The sequence below is a fragment of the Corynebacterium sp. KPL2850 genome, from assembly GCF_040225855.1.
Lineage (GTDB): Bacteria > Actinomycetota > Actinomycetes > Mycobacteriales > Mycobacteriaceae > Corynebacterium.
Genome location: NZ_JBEHFV010000014.1, coordinates 1 through 17,617 on the forward strand (window position 1 = coordinate 1; position 17,617 = coordinate 17,617).

A 17,617-nucleotide genomic window follows, 5' to 3' on the forward strand; every position below is an offset into this window, starting at 1 on the left:
GCCGACGGACTTGAGCCACTGGGTAATGGTGCCTTCGGTGACGGATTCGCCGAGTTCAGGCATCTCCACATCGGTGGCTTCGCCGGAGGACTTGGCAGAGGAGTCAGACTTGGACTCTTCCTTGTCTTCGGACTTGTCGTCGTCGGAGTCGGAGTCGTCGGAGGATGGTGCGGCGTTTTCGTCGCCGACGCGGGCGATGGCTTCGCCGACCTCGATGGTGTCGTCTTCTTCGGCCTTGATTTCTAGGATGGTGCCGGCGACGGGGGAAGGGATTTCGGTGTCGACCTTGTCGGTGGAGACCTCGAGCAGTGGTTCGTCTACCTCGACGGTGTCGCCGACGGACTTGAGCCACTGGGTAATGGTGCCTTCGGTGACGGATTCGCCGAGTTCAGGCATCTCCACATCGGTGGTCTCACCAGAAGCCTGGGAGCTAGAGCCAGACTTCTTCTCGTCCTTTTCTTCCTTCTCCTCGGACTTGGATTCTTCCTTGTCCTCAGACTTATCGTCATCGGAGTCATCAGAATCATCGGAAGAGGAGCCAGCCTCGTCTTCATCACCGATGAGCGCGATCACCTCGCCGACCTCGATGGTGTCGTCTTCTTCGGCCTTGATTTCTAGGATGGTGCCGGCCACGGGAGAAGGGATTTCGGTGTCGACCTTGTCGGTGGAGACCTCGAGCAAAGGCTCGTCCACCTCGACGGTGTCGCCGACGGACTTAAGCCACTGGGTAATGGTGCCTTCGGTTACGGACTCGCCCAGCTCGGGCATCTCAACGGAGTTCGCCATGAGTTTTAAGACTCCTCGAAAAGTTGGAAGTATTCTATCGCTACCGCACAATCTTACAGCGTGATGCCCGTCATCGTGCAGTAGTGGGGTTAGTAATACCCTCCATGCGGGTAAACTAGTGGGTTATGTTCAACCTCTTCCGCCGCAATAAGTCCCGATCGCCACTGCGACCGCCCCGCGGTCCGGGAGAAACTATTCGCCCAGAAGATGAACAAGAGCTCAAAATGTGGGCGGCCGATAAGGCATTTGTCGAGGCATTTATCGAGCCTGAGACCGTGGTCAATGAAATGTCCGTGGTCGTGGTGGATGAAAATGGTGAGTTTATTCGCCGGCGCATCGGCGGGCCGAAGGGGATTGACGCGGTAGGAAAACTATTGCAATGCGACGTTTTTGATGTCGAAGAAACCGGGTACCCCCAACGCATGCGCGAGCGCATGGAACGCCAACGTATCTTGCGTAAAAGGGAAGAACAGCGCCTTCGCCGCGCCCGCTTTGAACGCGGGGAGAACCCTGATTCGGGGCAAGACTTAAGTTAATTGGCCTAGATAATGGTGGCGCCGGCCTTTCCTAGCTTTGCCAGGGCGGCATCCCCGCGGTCCGGATCCACAGGGGAGCAGTACTCGCTTAAGACGCGGACGGAAAAACCTTCCTTTAAAGCATCCGCTGCGGTTGCTTGCACGCAGTGATCCGTGGCAATGCCGACGATGTCTACTGCGTCGATCGCGTGCTCGCGCAGCCAATCTGCGAGCAAAACGCCGTTCGCTGCGCCCTCGAAACCGGAGTATGCCGCGGTGTATTCGCCCTTGCGGAAATATGCTTGCGCAGGCCCGATGGCCTCGTGCATCTGGGCCCCATAGGAATCAGCAACGCAGTGCACCGGCCAAGAATCGACAAAATCCGGGTCCTCCGCAAAGTGGGAACCCGGATCGATGTGCCAGTCCTGCGTGGCAACGACGGTGTCATACTCGGTCTGCAAAGAAGCGATCTTCTCCGCAACCTCGTTGCCGCGATCGGTGCCGAGCGCGCCGCCTGGGCAAAAATCGTGTTGGACATCAACGATGATTAAAGCAGTGTTCATAACTCCGCTATTTTATGCCCAGTCGGCGGCGCGGGGTATTACTTTGATTCAGCAATCTCGCGCAGGGCAGCGATGACGGTGCGGGTAGGAACGCCCGTACCCATCTTTGGCGTGTAGCCATAGGCACCGGTGGTATTGAAGGAAGGCCCAGCGACATCGATATGTGCCCATTCGATGCCCTCGCCTACGAAGTGCTTCAGATAAGTACCGGCGTATTCCATGCCGCCTTCGCGCTTGGCGTTGATATTGCGGATATCTGCGCTGGCGGATTTCACGGATTCATCGTGCTCTTCCAATAGCGGCATGGCCCATGCGTTTTCGCCTACCTCGCGGCCGATGCTGGCCATGCGGTCGCGGAAGTCCTCCGAACCCATGACGCCGGCGGTGCGCCCGCCCAAGGCGACCATCTGGGCGCCGGTCAGCGTGGCGGTTTCGATGAGGAAGTCGGGCTTATCCTCGCTGGCGCGCGCGATGGCATCGGCAAGCACCAAGCGGCCCTCTGCATCGGTGTTGAGTACCTCAGAGGTAATGCCGCCGTAGTGGGTGATGACATCGCCCGGGCGGGTAGCATTATCGCCTGGCATGTTTTCCGCCAGCGGCAGGGTAGCGGTGATCTTCACTGGCAGGTTGAGCTTTGCCGCGGCGATGATGGAGGCGGCCATAGCAGCGGAACCGCCCATATCGGAAATCATGTCCCACATGCCAGAGCCTGGCTTCAAGGAAATGCCGCCGGTATCGAAGGTGATGCCCTTGCCCACGAGCGCCACGTGCTTCTTTGCCTTCTTTGGGCTCCAGCTCAGGCGCACCAAGCGCGGCGGGCGAGCGGAACCGCGACCAACCGCAGTGATGCCGCCAAAACCCTGCTTCTTCAATGCCTTTTCATCCAAGATTTCTACATCGAGGCCTACCTCTTCAGCCTGGGCGGAGAGGAAGTCTGCATAAGACTCTGGGTACAGCAGGTTCGACGGGGTATTGACCAGATCGCGGGCAATGAGCACGGATTCTGCGGTGATCTTCGCTGCCTCGAGCTCCTCGCGCGCGGACTTTTCTGCCACCACGGTAAAAGCGGCGGGCTGCTCGGAATCCTTGCCGGGCTTAGAGCGCAGCCCCTTGAACTTGTAGCCGCCCAAGATGAGGCCTTCTACAGTGGGCGCGATTCCAAAATCCCCCAGGGACGTGGCTACCTCTTCCAGCTTGGAAATCGAGCGTGCGGCGCTGCCGGCGGCGCGGCGCAAGGTTTCTGCATCGAGGTCCTCTGCATCGCCGAGGCCGACGGCAATGACGGAATCTGCCTCCGCCTTCTTGGGGGCGGGTATGCGGGTGACCTCGTTGGCCTTACCGGTTGCCCCCACGGCAATGAGAGACTCGTACGCTTCCCGCAGCTCGGCTGACTTGAGCAGCGAGGTTCCTGGAAGCTCAATGCCATCTTCGCCTTCGAATGCCGCGATAAGTAGGGCCTGCGTGTTCTTCGGAGCCTTCTTTTCTAGCGTAAGTTCCGGAAATTCCCCACGTGCGGGTACAGCGTGCTGAGACATAATATCCTCCTTTTTAATTGGTACTAATGAAACTTTCGCCCATAATACCGCGCTAAAGTGAACATATTCCTACCCGGCTATAGATAAAAGGAGTAGATTGTGGGCATGCTTGATTACACGATTACCCGTACGAATCAGCCAACGGCGGCAGCAGATTTAGATAAAATCCTGGCCAATCCAGGCTTCGGCCAGTACTTTACGGACCACATGGTTACCATTGATTGGTCCACGGACAAGGGCTGGCATGATGCACAGGTCCGTCCCTACGGTCCGCTTACGATGGACCCGGCGAGCAACGTCTTCCACTACGGCCAGGCCGTATTCGAGGGCATTAAGGCCTACCGCCAGCCCGATGACTCCATCGTGACCTTCCGCCCCGATCAAAACGCGCAACGCTTTATTAATTCGGCGCAGCGCTTGGCGATGCCCGAGCTACCGCAAGAAGAGTTCATCGAGGCGCTGCGCCAACTGGTGGACATCGATAAGAGCTGGGTTCCAGAGGCCGGCGGGGAAGCATCGCTCTACCTGCGCCCCTTTATGATTTCTACCGAGGTATCGCTGGGCGTTCACCCGGCTAATGCGTATCGTTTCATTCTCTTGGCCTCGCCCGCCGGTGCGTATTTTAGCGGCGGCATTAAGCCTGTTTCGGTGTGGTTATCTACCGATTATGTCCGCTCCGCGCCGGGCGGAACCGGTGCCGCGAAATTCGCCGGCAATTACGCTGGCTCCTTGTTGGCGCAGGCCCAGGCCGAAGAAAAGGGTTGTGACCAGGTGGTGTGGCTGGATGCCATCGAACGCCGGTATATCGAAGAGATGGGCGGGATGAACCTCATGTTCGTCTACGGCACCGGCGACGACGCCGAGATCGTCACCCCGGCGCTATCCGGTTCCCTGCTTCCCGGTATTACCCGCCAATCCCTGCTGCAGGTCGCTGAAGACATGGGGTACAAGGTTACCGAGCGGCGCATTACCGCCGAAGAATGGCAGCGAGATGTGGAATCAGGGAAGATGGCCGAGGCCTTTGCCTGCGGTACCGCCGCCGTCATCACGCCTGTGGGGCGCATCCTTGGTGAGGATACCGATTTCAGCGTTAACAATAACGAGGCCGGCGAGGTCTCCATGGCTTTGCGCGAGCGCCTGACCGGTATCCAGCGCGGTGCTGTGGAGGATGCCCACGGCTGGTTGCACAATTTGGTCTAGCACGCCACGGTGAAACGCTGCGCGAGGAGGACCTGCGCCGCGCAGTTAGGCCTCTGCCTGCGCGGCGTCCGCGGTAATTTCTACGCCCAACAATAAAAGGGGTAGGGCAGACAAGGCGCCGAGCGCCGGTACTGGCTCCATTTGCAGATCCAATAGGGGCTTCAGCCGCAGCTTCTTTAAGGCCAACCCGTGAGCTGGCTGCGGCGTGATATTGGTGGCAAGGATCCAGTCGTGGATCCGCGTGTCTGCGGCGGCGCATACGGTGGCGGTGGCGGTTAAGGGGGCATCGACAAGCAGGGGCGTGCGCCGCCTAGCCGCCTGGGACATAAAGCCCACCAGCGCGGCCAATACGGGGGAGCCGCAGGCCTTAATGAGCTCCCGCCCAGTCAGATCGCGCATCCGAAACATGGAATCGCGAATGGCCGCAACCTCGGCCTTCCAAGCCTCGACGCTCGGCTGCTTGCCGACGACCACCACCGGTTCCTCCTGCGCCAAGACACCCATGACGGCCGCGGCAACCTGCGTGCTGTCGATGCCGCCCGGAATAAGCAGATCCGCACCACCATCGATTTCCGCATCCGCCGCCTGCACGCCTAGGTCATAGGCCGAGGAGCAATCCGTCACCGTGACGGATTTAATGCTGGCCTCAACCCGCCGTGCGGCGGTCTCCGTGGCCTGTGGGATCTCCTCACCATCCTCGGTGAAGATGATGGCCCGCACCCGCTGTGGCTCGGAGGCGGGGGAGCGATCCTGGCAGGCGGCTAGCCACTGTGCGGCATCGCTTAGCCGGCCGTAGGGATAAAGCTGCGAGGAATCAGCCATCAGCGTGTTTCCTTAAACGTCGGCCCCGCGCTCTACGCGCGGGCGAGGAATGCGCCACTTGCGGGGCTGGCTGGCGCGGGAAAATGCGTAGAATCCCAGGCCAAAGCCGGTGGCGGTGGTTCCGGGGAACTTCTTGCGGACAGCATTATTAGCACGGCGGCCCAGCCAGATGCCGTCGATGGCGAAGATGAGGATAACCACCATCGCAATCGCATTGATGAGGCCGGCGATGCTTGGAGCCGCATAGGTCACAAAGACCACGACGATAAGGGCAAGCGCCATCGGCATTACCCATTCCGAAAGCGTACGGCGGGCATCGATCCAATCTCGCACGTAGGCGCGCTCTTCACCCTGGTCGCGGGCTGGGAGGAAGCGCGGATCGCCTTCAGCCATGCGCTCTTGGCTTTCGCGGTTGCGCTGGTTGCGCTCCTTGCGCTCTTGCTTTTTATATTCTTTCCACTCGTCCTTGCTCATGGACTTTTTGAGTTCCTTGCGGCGCTTATAGCGCTGCGCATCGGATACCCCATGTGGATCGCGCTTTACGCCGCGCGCGATTTCTTGTTCCTGGCGCTTTGGCGTGGGACGACCTTTCGGAGGGGTATACCCCTTGCGGTGGGTTTCTTCCTGAACTTCTTCCTGCGCGGGAGCGGGTTCAGGGGAGGTCTTGTCATCTTTTTGCCACGGAAGTTTCACGCTGATCAGACTACAAGGTTTCGGCCCCAAGAGGGGAATAGGCCCGCCCACGGCGTTGTTATTACTATGGGCTACCTTTTCCCTCCTCGTAGATGCGGGTAGGGTAGTGGCTACGCAACCAAGACACATTTGAGGAGAAGTGATGACCGCTCCAGTTTCCGAAACCGGCGTCATTCTGACCGAGGCCGCAGCCGCAAAGGCAAAGGGCCTGCTTGATCAGGAAGGCCGCGACGATCTCTCCCTGCGCATCGCAGTGCAGCCCGGCGGCTGCGCTGGCCTGCGCTACCAGCTCTACTTCGATGACCGCAGCCTTGATGGCGACAAGGTCGACGAGGTGGGTGGAATCAAGCTCGTCGTGGACAAGATGTCCGTGCCGTACCTTACCGGTGCCAAGATCGACTTCGCTGACACCATCGAGTCCCAGGGATTTACCATCGATAACCCGAATGCCACCGGCTCCTGCGCGTGTGGCGATTCCTTCAACTAAACAGAAGGATAAAGAAAGAGGGTGAGTGCTTCTCGGCGCTCACCCTCTTTTTATGTCTTTAAAGCTCGGTGTGGAACTTTACCCAGCCCAGGTTAAAGCTTGACCGGGTAGTCGCGCTGTTCAATCTGCGGGTCGATGCGCTTTTCCACAAAGATGCCGTGCCAGATCATAAAGGAAAGCACCGTCCACAGGCGGCGGGAGTGATCGGAGACGCCATCGCGGTGCTCCTTGAGCATCTCCAGAACTTCCTTCTTGTTGAAGATGTCCTCGGTCTGGGAATCGTTGATGGTGTCTTGCGCCCAGCCGTAGAGCTCGTCGCCGGCGAGCCAGTGGCGCATGGGAACCGGAAAGCCCAGCTTCTTGCGGTTGAGCACGTGCGCGGGGACGATCTGTTCCATGGCCTTGCGCAGCGCATACTTGGTGGTGCCGTGGGAGATTTTCAGGTTATGCGGGATGGATTCTGCGACCTTGAATACTTCCTTATCTAGGAATGGCACGCGCAGCTCCAAGGAGTTGGCCATGTTGATCTTATCAGCCTTGACTAGGATGTCACCGCGCATCCAGGTAAATAGGTCAAGGTGCTGCATGCGGGCTACTGGGTCAAAGTCTTCCGACTGCGCATAGATGGGCGCGGTGACCTCGCGGTGATCCCACTCGCGCTTGGCCCATGGGATAACGCGCTGCATCTGCTCAAAGTTAAAGGAGCGTGCGTTGCCGTAGTAGCGCTCCTCCATGGTCATGGAGCCGCGGTTGAGCAAGGACTTGCCCTTCATGCCTTCCGGCAGCACGCGGGAAAGCTTGCCCAATCCCTGGCGCAGCGGAGAAGGGATTTTCTCGAATGGCGCGAGCGACAGTGGCTCCTTATAGATGGTGTAGCCGCCGAAAAGCTCATCGGCACCCTCACCGGACAGGACCACCTTGACGTGCTTGCGGGCCTCTTGGGCCACGAAGTACAGCGGCACGAGGGAAGGATCGGCGACCGGGTTATCCAGGTACCACATAATCTTTGGGATCGACTCGGCGTATTCTTCCGGCGAGACGATCTTCACGATGTGCTCTACGCCGATGGCTGCCGCCGATTCTGCGGCCACGTCCACCTCGGAATAGCCTTCGCGCTCGAAACCAGTGGTGAAGGTCAGCAGATCTGGGTTGTGTCGCTTGGCCAGGGTAGCGATGGCGGTGGAGTCGATGCCGCCAGAGAGGAAGGAACCAACGGTGACATCGGCACGCATGTGCTTGGCGACGGAATCCTCCAGCGCTTCTGCAATGCGGTCAAAAAGCTGCTGCTTTTCGCCTTCAGGCACCTGCTGGACCGGGAAACGTGGCTTGAAGTAGCGCTCGGATACGACGTCCTCGCCCGGCTTCAAGGTGACCGTACAGCCGGATTCCACGCGGCGGATATTGGCGTGCAACGATTCCGGTTCCGGTACGTATTGTAGGTCTACGTAGTGCTCAATGGCGCGTCGGTCAAGGCTGAGATCTAGACCAATGTCCTCAGCCATGTCTAGGATGCACTTCATCTCGGAGGCGAAGACCGTGCCAGCGTCCGTGGTGGCAAAGTAAAGCGGCTTGATGCCGAACTGGTCGCGCGCGGCAAACATTGTCTTGGTCTTGGTATCCCAAATGACGATGCCAAACATGCCACGGAGGTGCTCAACGACGTCCTTGCCCCAGTGGTGGTAGCCCACCGCAATGGGCTCGCCGTCGCCTTCCGTATAGAAGGTGTAGCCCAAAGCCTTAAGTTCTTCGCGGAGCTCAACGTAGTTGTAGATCTCGCCGTTAAACGTAAGGGCATATCGTTCAGGCTCGTCCTCCGGGCCCCAGCGCAGGGGCTGGTGGGAATGTTCCAAGTCGATAATGGACAGGCGGTTAAAGCCGAAGGCGGCGTCGCCATCATGCCAAGTGCCGGCTGCGTCCGGTCCGCGGTGGTGCATGCAAGGAAGTGACCGCTCCAGCGCGTCGACATATTTGTCCACGTTACCGGTGGCCGCGAGCATGCCAAGAAGTCCGCACATGTAAAGATAGCTCCTTTTAATTAAGCGACTAGTGCTCGTTGTCCTACTTTACGGTGCGCGGGGTGGAAACCAGAAAGCGCCACGGTTTGGAAGAAGCTGTAGAAAAGCTTAAATTAAGCTTCCCCGTAAGGGTGCGAACTTTCGGATGATGGCTGGAACAGCACCCTGTGAGTTAAGGCACATGGTGAAGGCGCAGACAGGGGGTGCGGTTGGAACATTGTGCAGGTGGGGCGGTAACCTACTGAATCGTGGATATAAATTGAGCGCCCTGGGTCTCCTTTAAAGCTTCAAAAAGGCTGGGAACCAAGCATTTATCCATTATTCTGATTGGGTAAGGGTGCTCTGTGAGTATTCGAGAAGTTTGTGTGGACAGAAAGGCAGAACACACGTGGGACAGCGTAATAAGCGCACCTTCGCCCGTAAGGCGGGCGTAGCTGGCGCACTTGCCCTAGGCGGTCTCGCCCTGGCTGGTTGTGACGTTCAGGCGCCAACTGCTGTAGAGAACCTCCTGGGATTCGGTTGGCCAAAGGGTGTGACCCCTGAGGCTGAGGCAATGTACAACTTCTGGATCTGGGTCTGGGTAGCAGCTTGGATTGTCGGCTTCGTTATGTGGGGCCTCTTCCTTACTGCAATCTTCCGCTGGAGCGCGAAGAAGGCCAAGCGAGATGGCAAGGGTGAATTCCCGCGCCAAACGCAGTACAACGTGCCATTGGAGATGGTGCTGACCATCGTTCCGATCTTGATCATTATGACCTTGTTCTTCTTCACGGTGCAGACCCAGCAGAAGGTCACCGCATTGGATAAGGATCCAAAGGTTACCGTTGACGTCACGGCATTCCAGTGGAACTGGAAGTTCGGCTACGCCGAGAACCACGTCAATGGTGAGAACTACAACGGTGCGGACGAAGCGCGTCAGGCTGAAGCGGAAAAGACCGCCCATGACCCTGAGGGTGTGGACAACCCCAACCCAATTCACGGTAAGTCCAAGGGCGACCTTTCCTACCTCAACTACAACAAGATTGAGACCGTAGGCTCCACCGAAGAGGTTCCGGTTCTGGTGCTTCCTTCCGATACCGCCATCGAGTTCCGTCTGGCTTCCGCTGACGTTTCTCACGCGTTCTGGGTACCGGAGTTCTTGTTCAAGCGCGACGTGTACGCACACCCTGAGGCCAACGCCCAGGAGCGCAGCTTCCAGATCGAATCGATTGATAAGCAAGGCGCCTTTGTTGGCCGCTGTGCTGAGATGTGCGGTACCTACCACTCCATGATGAACTTCGAGATTCGCGTTGTGTCCCCAGAGGACTTCAATGCTTACATGGACTTCCGTGAGAAGAACCCGAATGCCACCAACGCTGAGGCGTTGAAGGAAATTGGCCAGGATCCGTACGCAGTTACCACCCACCCGTTCTCCGGCGAGCGTGACACCGCCGATGGTGACAACTCCGTCAAGACCGCGGCATAAGAGATAAGGACATTACACAATGCGTGCAACATCGAAAGTCTTTTACTCAATCGCGACTTACCTTTTCGTCTCGCTGATTGTTTATATCTTTGGCGTCACCCTCGTGAAGGATGATGGTTACCTCTACGGCGCCGAGTGGGTTGGCATCGTGGGTATGTTCCTCTCCGTCGTGCTCTGCCTTATGCTGGGCGGCTACCTTCACTTCACCGATAACCGCAGCGACGTTCTACCGGAAGACTGGGAAGAAGCAGAGACCGAAGACTCCGCTGGTATCTTGGGCTTCTTCTCGCCGAGCTCCATCTGGCCACTGGCCATGGCTGGTTCCATCGGTTTCTTGGGCCTAGGCGTCATCTTCCTTTACTACTGGCTCATCGCCTTGGGCGCTGTCTGCTTGATTGCAGCTTGCGCCGGCCTGTCCCTGCAGTATGGCCTGCCTAAGGAAAAGCACTAGTACTTAGCTAGTCGCAACCACTGCCAAAACTTCTCAGCCCTCCTCACCACGCCGTGGTGAGGAGGGCTTTGGCGATCCGCGTCGTAAATCAAATAGAAAAGTTCCCGAGGTTCCACAATTTCTTTATGGGAGGGGGAGAGGGGCTGCGCCCAGGCTTTAAGTGGGCAGCAAAAGCGCATCGTAGCACGTAAACCGCAATTTCTGCGGGGGTCAACCGAAAGTTGCAAAAGAGCGATTTTCCCCGGAAACCGCCGTGTGATTTATCTCTCTAAGAAATTTGCTGAAACCGGTTGCGGAAGAGGGTCGAATCAACGTGAGCGAGGTAGTTGAAACGGTGGGCATCGTGGCCATAGATGAAGTTTAAGGGCGTCACCTGCGTTGATGTCCCGTCGTAAAAGAATGCAAAAAGTTCCCGCGTTATTAATCTTGATAGGCCTCAAGATATTCCTTATCGGTAGCTGGCAATTTAGTGAAAACCGAATAGAGGAAGCGGGGGGGAATTGAAGTGACTTTAGCGTCCAGAACAGCCATAATTACCACTGTGACGAGCGTAGTTTCTAACCAAGGTATGACAGCACCACGTGTTGCCTCGCTGAACCGACCCAATATGGTCAGCGTGGGCACCATCGTGTTCCTGTCTCAGGAATTGATGTTCTTTGCCGGACTGTTCGCGATGTGGTTCACCTCGCGAGCGAACGGCCAGGAAGGCGATTGGGCAGAGCACACTGCCCATATCAACCTGCCAATGGGCTTTCTCATTACTGCAGTGTTGATTTCTTCCTCCGTGACCTCGCAGTTCGGCGTGTTTGCCGCAGAAAGGGGTGACGTTTACAAGCTTCGACTCTGGTACACCATCACGCTGGTATTGGGTGTTGTCTTCCTGGGCATCATGGCGTTTGAGTGGGCTGAGTTGATTCACGCAGGCGTGACGGTACAGTCCAGCGTCTTTGGTTCGGTGTTCTACATCATCACCGGCTTCCACGCTGCGCACGTAACCGCCGGTTTGATTTCCTTTGCAATCATCCTGGCGCGTATCGCTAAGTCTAAATTCACGCCGGCACAGGCTACCGCCGCGATGGCAGTGTCCTACTACTGGCACTTCGTTGACGTTGTGTGGATCGGTGTGTTCACCGTTATCTACTTGATTCAGTAGTGTCGGCGACCCTCTCCCCAAAACAGTCCTCCCGTGTTCGAGTTATCTAAAGGAAAATGATGGATAACAATTCGCAGTCCGCGGCAGTGGAGCAGACCACTGCCTCGGCTAAGAAGACCCGCCGTCGCCGCAAGGCGAAGCGCACCCTTGCAGGTGGCTTTGCTTTGGCCATCGGTTTGACCGGCGCTGGCGTCTTGGCCTCTGCCTTGACGCCTGACGCTCAGGTCGCTACGGCGGAAAAAGATGATCAAGCCCTCGTGCAAGAGGGTAAGGACATCTACGACACCGCTTGTATCACTTGCCACGGTGCCAATCTGCAAGGCATCGAAGGCCGTGGCCCCTCTCTCGTAGGTATCGGCGCCGGCTCTGTGTACTTCCAGGTTCACTCCGGCCGTATGCCGATGATGTCCAACGACGCACAGGCAGAGCGCAAGGCTCCTCGTTACACCGAACAGCAGACCTTGGCGCTGGCCGCTTATGTTGCTGCTAACGGCGGCGGCGCAGACATTGTCTACAACGACGATGGAAGCATCGCCCAAGAATCCCTTCGCGGCGCCAACTACAACGGCCAGATTCAGGCCGAAGACGTTGCCAAGGGCTCTGAGCTTTTCCGCATGAACTGCGCATCCTGCCACAACTTCACCGGTCAGGGTGGCGCGCTGTCCTCCGGTAAGTACGCCCCGGAGCTGGCACCTGCTAACGAGCAGGAAATCTACCAGGCAATGTTGACTGGTCCGCAGAACATGCCAAAGTTCTCTGACCGTCAGCTGACTGCAGATGAAAAGAAGGACATCATCGCCTACTTGAAGTCTGCAGAAGAGACTCCGTCTCCTGCCGGTTGGGACCTTGGCGGTCTCGGCCCAGTGGCTGAAGGCCTGGCAATGTGGATTATTGGTATCAGCGCACTGTGCGCCGCTGCTATGTGGATTGGATCGCGCTCATGAGCAATGTGAAAAAGAATTACACTGACGCAGAGCTCGATAAGATGAGCAATGATGAACTTGCTGCACTTGGTACCGAGCTCGATGATGTCACCGTAGCGTTCCGCAAGGAGCGTTTCCCGGTTGAAGGTGACCCCGCGGAAAAGCGTGCGGGTCGCAATGTCGCCATTTGGCTGGCACTCTCCGTTATCGGCGGATTGGCTTTCTTGGGCGTCTACCTCTTCTGGCCTTGGCAGTACAAGCAGCTAGGGGAGGACGGCCTCGTCTGGCACACTCTCTACACCCCGCTGCTTGGTATTACCGCTGCATTGTCCATTTTCGGACTCGGCTTTGCCATCGTTCAGTACGTGAAGAAGATCCTGCCGGAAGAAATCTCCGTGCAGCGTCGCCACGATGGTCCTTCCGAAGAAGTTGACCGCCGTACTCTTACCGCTCTCTTGAACGATTCTTGGAAGACCTCCACTCTCGGCCGCCGCAAGACCATCCAAGGTCTGCTCGGTGGTGCAGGCGTTCTCTTCGGCTTGACTGTTATCGCCCCGCTTGCCGGCGCAATCCGCAATCCATGGAAGGTTCGCCACGAGGTGAACTACGCCGGTGACGGCACGCTGTGGACCTCCGGCTGGACGATGCACGAGAAAGGCGTAAAGCTTTACCTCGCTCGTGACACCGGCACCATCGCTGAGAAGCACTCCGGCGAGTCCGGCGAACACTACACCACCGAAGGCGTTACCCGCCTAGTGCGCGTTCGCCCCGAGGACTTGGCTGCCGGCGGTATGGAAACCGTCTTCCCGCTCGCGGAAGAAGACGTCAACGATGGTGACCAGTACGACGCTAAGCGCGACGTATACGAGCACCACATGCACTCCATCCACGGCAACCGCAACGCTGTGATGTTGATTCGTCTGCGCCACTCCGATGCGCAGAAGGCGATCGAGCGTGAGGGGCAGGAAAACTTCCACCACGGCGATTACTACGCCTACTCCAAGATTTGTACTCACATTGGTTGCCCAACGTCGTTGTACGAGGCACAGACCAACCGAATCCTGTGCCCCTGCCACCAGTCGCAGTTCGACGCATTGCACTACGGTAAGCCGGTCTTCGGCCCGGCCGCCCGTGCTCTGCCACAGCTGCCCATCACGGTGGACGATGAGGGCTACCTTGTTGCAGAAGGCAACTTCATTGAGCCTGTCGGTCCGGCATTCTGGGAGCGTAAGTCATAATGAGCAATAAACTCGCCCAAATGGGCAACAACATGGACGAGCGCTACAGCGCCGCCGGCGTGCTAAGGACGCAGCTGAACAAGGTCTTTCCGACCCACTGGTCCTTCATGCTCGGTGAGATGGCGCTGTACAGCTTCATCATTCTTCTACTAACCGGTACATACCTGGCGCTATTCTTTGACCCTTCCATTACGAAGGTCATCTACGACGGCACCTACGCACCGCTGAACGGCGTTGAGATGTCGCGCGCCTACGCAACGGCCCTTGATATTTCCTTCGAGGTACGTGGCGGACTCTTCGTTCGCCAGATGCACCACTGGGCAGCACTGCTGTTCATGATGTCGATGGTTGCGCACATGCTGCGTATCTTCTTCACCGGTGCTTTCCGTCGTCCGCGCGAAGCCAACTGGATTATTGGTTGCACCCTTATCCTGCTGGGCATGATCGAGGGCTTCCTCGGTTACTCCCTGCCGGATGACCTGCTTTCCGGTGTCGGTCTGCGCATTATGTCCGCCATCATCTTGGGGCTGCCGATTATCGGCACCTGGTTGCACTGGGCCATCTTCAACGGCGACTTCCCGTCCGACTTGATGCTGGACCGCTTCTACATCCTCCACGTTCTGGTCATCCCAGGCATCATCTTGGGCCTTATCGCAGCCCACTTGATCATGGTCTGGTTCCAGAAGCACACCCAGTTCCCTGGACCGGGTCGCGCAGAAAACAACGTTGTCGGTGTCCGCATTATGCCGGTCTTTGCAACTAAGGCAATTGGTATGGGCATGATGGTCGCTGGTGTGCTGGCTCTGATGTCCGGTTTGCTAACCATCAACGCTATCTGGTTGCTGGGTCCGTACAACCCCTCCCAGGTGTCTGCAGGTTCCCAGCCCGATATCTACATGCTCTGGACAGACGGTGTGGCTCGTGTCATGCCGGCTTGGGAGCTGTACTTGGGCAATTACACGATTCCTTCCGCTTTCTGGGTCGCGTTGTTGTGTGGCCTGATGGTCGTACTGCTAATCACCTACCCGTTCTTGGAGAAGAAGTTCACTGGTGACGATGCGCACCACAACCTTCTGCAGCGTCCGCGTGACGTTCCTACCCGTTCCGCAATTGGTGCTGCAGCAATCGTGTTCTTCTTGTTGGTCACCTTGTCCGGTGGTAACGACCACGTTGCGCACTTCTTCCAGATTTCGCTGAATGCGATGACTTGGGTGGGACGTATCGGCTTGATTATCTTGCCGCCGATTGCCTACTTCATGACCTACCGCATCTGTGTTGGTCTGCAGCGTTCTGACCGTGAGGTGCTCGAACACGGTATCGCTACTGGTGTTATCAAGCAGCTGCCTAATGGTGCCTTTATTGAAGTCCACCAGCCGCTTGGCCCGGTTGACGAGGACGGCCATGCAGTACCGCTTGAGTACGCAGGCGCTCAGGTGCCAAAGCAACTTAACCACCTTGGTTACGCGGACTCCGAGATTCAGGGCACCTTCAGCCCGGATGATCCGGAACTCATGCGTCGCGTTCACGAGATTCACGAGGAGAACCACGAAGAGGAAGCGGAGATGTTCCGCCGCCTCAATGAGGCTAATCGTCGTGATGACGAGGAAAACGGCCGCATCTAATCTTCCCTTGGGGTAGCTCGATACACGCTCACTAGATAAGCCCGCTGTCGCCAGAAATTAGGCGGCCAGCGGGCTTATTTGTTTTGAATCTATTGTTTGATGTGGGCGGTCCTGCTGTCTTAGTTCTTTACCGCAGGCCCTTCTTCAGGAGGCTGGTGCGTATGGATTGGAAGAGGTAACTTCGCGCACTGATTTCTAAGGAGGCTGCGAGAAGTTCGCCGGTTAAGCGATCTCAGTAATGAAAATATATAGTCTCAGCTCTTGCTGAAGGCCTGCAGACGTTTCCCCGCGAAAGCTTGCGTAAAAGCTGGGTACTTCGCGCCTAATGCGCATGGTTGATGATCTCGAGAGCAAACTAAAGAACTGCCTGGCGAGCCAACTGGATTCGTCAGGCAGTATTCAAAAGCATCGGTGCGATTGGCGTCTGAATCCGATGCTTTTGTTGGGGAGTAGTGCTGGCCTATATCCGATACAACGGGGGCCTTTTCTACTTTGTTAGCGAGTCGATGAGAGTAACCCCAACGATCAATGGGCTACATCAATCTCGTAGTCCAAATATTGCTTTATGAGAAGGCAACAAGCAACAACTGATTCTCCGGAGTACCGTTTAGAAGAGCTGGAAAGAACTGTCGCAAACTTTCCAGTCTCCATCTTCCTTCTTCAACTGAATTTCACTGGTATTGAAATAGTCTGCAAATTCTTCGTTATCTGAAGTCACATAGGCTTCATCGTCGGACGAGGACTCAGACTCTTCTAGATCTTTGACCGCATCGTCCTTCTTGTCCCTTAGCTCTTCGAGCTCGTCTTCACTTGGAACATCTGAGGGATTCATGCTTTGGACTGTTGCAACAACTTCATCTGGGGATACTGTGTTCCGCTGCCCTTTACAGAGATAATCTGTCTGGAATTCATTAGCTTGGTCTACCCAGTCGTGTGCCGATTCTTCGGCCTTTTTGCTGTCGCCAGATTGGTGTTGCTGAGCAGCTTCCAACAGGCTTGTGTGAACTTCCATTTGCTCGTCGGCGGCATTCTTTAGAGCCTTTTCTGGCCCTCCAAAGGACCCGCAGCCAGTAATTGCAAGTGAAGTGGCCAGTAAGACGCCTCCTAGAGTAAGCGATTTACGCATTCTCTTCTCCATTCTTGTAAGTAATTTGTGTAGCAATCCGTGACTCTCCAGTCACGGTAATGTAGTATTTGTAAAATTTCAGCTGAATTTCAGTACGGGGACAGCTAATTTTCAGCTTAACAAACCTAGGCCCTGGGCACTTCCGCCTTGTGGGATAGCTGATGCATCGTTTACGGCGACCAATGTGGTTGTAGGACGGAGCACTTGGGGCCGCGTGCATCCATTACTTCCGTCGCGCAGGTGTTATTAGCGCACCTAACGTGACTGTCGCCTTCGCTGCATACATGTACGGGGGTTGACAGGGAATTTTGCTGGGATTGATGTCAGGTAGTTCGTTCTAGGCGAAGATACAACTGCAAAATTTTGGGGATAGTAGGAGAACCCATGCGGAACGGTGGGGCGGGGAGACATATTTCTAAGTGAGCTTAAGAAAACCACTTTCCGCAGAACCTTGCTACGTAAGGGGGATGCTCCGATGTTGCCCGTTGAAGGGCGGGGCATAGACAGGCAGCACCCTGTCTTGAGTCGCGGGAGGGGGACTGGAGCTTAGTTTATGCTCCGCATATCCCAGGCAAAGTGAGCCAGTTGCCGGCTGCGGTTAAGTAGTTTGTTGAATGAGGAGGCACTGTTAAAGAATTAGGCTAGTGACACTGAAGGGGTCACACCTAAGAGCAGGTGACGAATGTCACATATAGAATTTTCGGCGCTTTTAACTTTAGCTTCAAATTCCGTCTTGCCAGGCCTGACGTGTGTGAATTTTGGCCATTTCTGCAGTGTATAGCCGTTAAAACTCAATAATAGCTTTATTGAATGTTCGTTATGAGGCCTTTGTCTCGGCTTGGTCAAAATAAGGTAACGAACGTGTAACGAAGCCGGATCTCGGATTGCGAATGGACATTGATTGTGATGATTTCGTAACCTATTCGAGACATTGAGTTACCGCCCGAAAAGGTGCTCAATACGAAATGAAAATTTAAAGCGTCGCATCTGGCTCCTCCTAGTGAGGGGCCGAGTGGAGGAAGGCCT

The 17,617-nt window shown here is 56.5% G+C and carries 16 protein-coding genes; 9 read left to right on the forward strand and 7 right to left on the reverse strand.

What is annotated here, in order from left to right; translation table 11 throughout:
• Positions 1-786: biotin/lipoyl-containing protein (locus tag ABRP93_RS06075; RefSeq protein ID WP_349887293.1), on the reverse strand; the 786-nt coding region annotated here is incomplete at its 3' end.
• A 125-nt stretch (positions 787-911) separates the two neighbouring features.
• Between ABRP93_RS06075 and ABRP93_RS06080 the strand changes: the two genes are divergently transcribed.
• Positions 912-1,322 (forward strand): hypothetical protein, encoded by a 411-nt coding sequence (locus ABRP93_RS06080; RefSeq protein WP_023027914.1) that lies wholly within the window; start codon positions 912-914, stop codon positions 1,320-1,322.
• A 5-nt stretch (positions 1,323-1,327) separates the two neighbouring features.
• Here ABRP93_RS06080 and ABRP93_RS06085 read toward each other — a convergent pair whose 3' ends face one another.
• Together ABRP93_RS06085 and ABRP93_RS06090 are read right to left on the reverse strand one after the other, a co-directional pair.
• A complete protein-coding gene (locus tag ABRP93_RS06085) occupies positions 1,328-1,864 on the reverse strand; it encodes an isochorismatase family protein (RefSeq protein WP_023023145.1) in 537 nt (178 codons plus the stop codon).
• A 38-nt stretch (positions 1,865-1,902) separates the two neighbouring features.
• Complete coding sequence (locus tag ABRP93_RS06090; RefSeq protein WP_023023143.1) at positions 1,903-3,399, reverse strand: leucyl aminopeptidase; 1,497 nt, start codon at positions 3,397-3,399, stop codon at positions 1,903-1,905.
• 105 nt (positions 3,400-3,504) lie between these two features.
• Between ABRP93_RS06090 and ABRP93_RS06095 the strand changes: the two genes are divergently transcribed.
• Positions 3,505-4,599 (forward strand): branched-chain amino acid aminotransferase, encoded by a 1,095-nt coding sequence (locus tag ABRP93_RS06095; protein ID WP_034659188.1) that lies wholly within the window; start codon positions 3,505-3,507, stop codon positions 4,597-4,599.
• 45 nt (positions 4,600-4,644) lie between these two features.
• On the opposite strand, the gene ABRP93_RS06100 is transcribed toward ABRP93_RS06095, so the two are convergent.
• Positions 4,645-5,421 carry a nicotinate-nucleotide--dimethylbenzimidazole phosphoribosyltransferase gene (locus ABRP93_RS06100; protein WP_023027915.1) on the reverse strand — a complete coding sequence of 259 codons (777 nt, stop codon included), beginning with the start codon at positions 5,419-5,421 and terminating at the stop codon, positions 4,645-4,647.
• A 12-nt stretch (positions 5,422-5,433) separates the two neighbouring features.
• Positions 5,434-6,114 (reverse strand): DUF3043 domain-containing protein, encoded by a 681-nt coding sequence (locus ABRP93_RS06105; protein WP_034659101.1) that lies wholly within the window; start codon positions 6,112-6,114, stop codon positions 5,434-5,436.
• 142 nt (positions 6,115-6,256) lie between these two features.
• Between ABRP93_RS06105 and ABRP93_RS06110 the strand changes: the two genes are divergently transcribed.
• A complete protein-coding gene (locus ABRP93_RS06110; protein ID WP_005283948.1) occupies positions 6,257-6,601 on the forward strand; it encodes a HesB/IscA family protein in 345 nt (114 codons plus the stop codon).
• Between the two features lie 92 nt (positions 6,602-6,693).
• On the opposite strand, the gene asnB is transcribed toward ABRP93_RS06110, so the two are convergent.
• Positions 6,694-8,616 carry an asparagine synthase (glutamine-hydrolyzing) gene (gene asnB, locus ABRP93_RS06115; protein ID WP_349852657.1) on the reverse strand — a complete coding sequence of 641 codons (1,923 nt, stop codon included), beginning with the start codon at positions 8,614-8,616 and terminating at the stop codon, positions 6,694-6,696.
• Positions 8,617-9,004: 388 nt separating this feature from the next.
• Here asnB and ctaC point away from each other — a divergent pair, with 388 nt between their 5' ends.
• The 6 genes from ctaC (at position 9,005) to qcrB (ending at position 15,465) form a co-directional block, all read left to right on the forward strand.
• Complete coding sequence (gene ctaC / locus ABRP93_RS06120; RefSeq protein WP_023023134.1) at positions 9,005-10,078, forward strand: aa3-type cytochrome oxidase subunit II; 1,074 nt, start codon at positions 9,005-9,007, stop codon at positions 10,076-10,078.
• Positions 10,079-10,097: 19 nt separating this feature from the next.
• On the forward strand, positions 10,098-10,529 hold the full coding sequence (ctaF, locus tag ABRP93_RS06125) for an aa3-type cytochrome oxidase subunit IV (protein WP_023023132.1): 432 nt from the start codon (positions 10,098-10,100) through the stop codon (positions 10,527-10,529).
• Positions 10,530-11,070: 541 nt separating this feature from the next.
• Positions 11,071-11,682: an aa3-type cytochrome oxidase subunit III gene (ctaE, locus tag ABRP93_RS06130; protein ID WP_369707792.1), complete on the forward strand. Its 612-nt coding sequence runs from the start codon at positions 11,071-11,073 to the stop codon at positions 11,680-11,682.
• A 56-nt stretch (positions 11,683-11,738) separates the two neighbouring features.
• Complete coding sequence (gene qcrC, locus ABRP93_RS06135) at positions 11,739-12,626, forward strand: cytochrome bc1 complex diheme cytochrome c subunit (RefSeq protein ID WP_005283937.1); 888 nt, start codon at positions 11,739-11,741, stop codon at positions 12,624-12,626.
• On the forward strand, positions 12,623-13,843 hold the full coding sequence (qcrA, locus tag ABRP93_RS06140; protein ID WP_034659105.1) for a cytochrome bc1 complex Rieske iron-sulfur subunit: 1,221 nt from the start codon (positions 12,623-12,625) through the stop codon (positions 13,841-13,843). The genes qcrC and qcrA overlap by 4 nt, the downstream gene beginning before the upstream one ends.
• Positions 13,843-15,465: a cytochrome bc1 complex cytochrome b subunit gene (gene qcrB / locus ABRP93_RS06145; RefSeq protein ID WP_023023124.1), complete on the forward strand. Its 1,623-nt coding sequence runs from the start codon at positions 13,843-13,845 to the stop codon at positions 15,463-15,465. Before qcrA ends, qcrB begins: the two co-directional genes overlap by 1 nt.
• A gap of 607 nt (positions 15,466-16,072) precedes the next feature.
• Here qcrB and ABRP93_RS06150 read toward each other — a convergent pair.
• The gene (locus ABRP93_RS06150) at positions 16,073-16,591 is read right to left on the reverse strand and encodes a hypothetical protein (protein WP_349852659.1); all 519 of its coding nucleotides are present in this window, start codon (positions 16,589-16,591) and stop codon (positions 16,073-16,075) included.
• Positions 16,592-17,617: the final 1,026 nt, after the last annotated feature.

What these genes read in the sequence shown, in the direction of transcription:
- ABRP93_RS06095 (WP_034659188.1), top strand. Translation starts at nt 3,505, where the DNA reads ATGCTTGATTACACGATTACCCGTACGAATCAGCCAACGGCGGCAGCA.
- ABRP93_RS06090 (WP_023023143.1), bottom strand. Translation starts at nt 3,399, where the DNA reads ATGTCTCAGCACGCTGTACCCGCACGTGGGGAATTTCCGGAACTTACG.
- ABRP93_RS06110 (WP_005283948.1), top strand. Translation starts at nt 6,257, where the DNA reads ATGACCGCTCCAGTTTCCGAAACCGGCGTCATTCTGACCGAGGCCGCA.
- ABRP93_RS06080 (WP_023027914.1), top strand. Translation starts at nt 912, where the DNA reads ATGTTCAACCTCTTCCGCCGCAATAAGTCCCGATCGCCACTGCGACCG.
- asnB (WP_349852657.1), bottom strand. Translation starts at nt 8,616, where the DNA reads ATGTGCGGACTTCTTGGCATGCTCGCGGCCACCGGTAACGTGGACAAA.
- ABRP93_RS06150 (WP_349852659.1), bottom strand. Translation starts at nt 16,591, where the DNA reads ATGCGTAAATCGCTTACTCTAGGAGGCGTCTTACTGGCCACTTCACTT.
- ABRP93_RS06100 (WP_023027915.1), bottom strand. Translation starts at nt 5,421, where the DNA reads ATGGCTGATTCCTCGCAGCTTTATCCCTACGGCCGGCTAAGCGATGCC.
- ctaF (WP_023023132.1), top strand. Translation starts at nt 10,098, where the DNA reads ATGCGTGCAACATCGAAAGTCTTTTACTCAATCGCGACTTACCTTTTC.
- qcrA (WP_034659105.1), top strand. Translation starts at nt 12,623, where the DNA reads ATGAGCAATGTGAAAAAGAATTACACTGACGCAGAGCTCGATAAGATG.
- qcrB (WP_023023124.1), top strand. Translation starts at nt 13,843, where the DNA reads ATGAGCAATAAACTCGCCCAAATGGGCAACAACATGGACGAGCGCTAC.
- ABRP93_RS06085 (WP_023023145.1), bottom strand. Translation starts at nt 1,864, where the DNA reads ATGAACACTGCTTTAATCATCGTTGATGTCCAACACGATTTTTGCCCA.
- qcrC (WP_005283937.1), top strand. Translation starts at nt 11,739, where the DNA reads ATGATGGATAACAATTCGCAGTCCGCGGCAGTGGAGCAGACCACTGCC.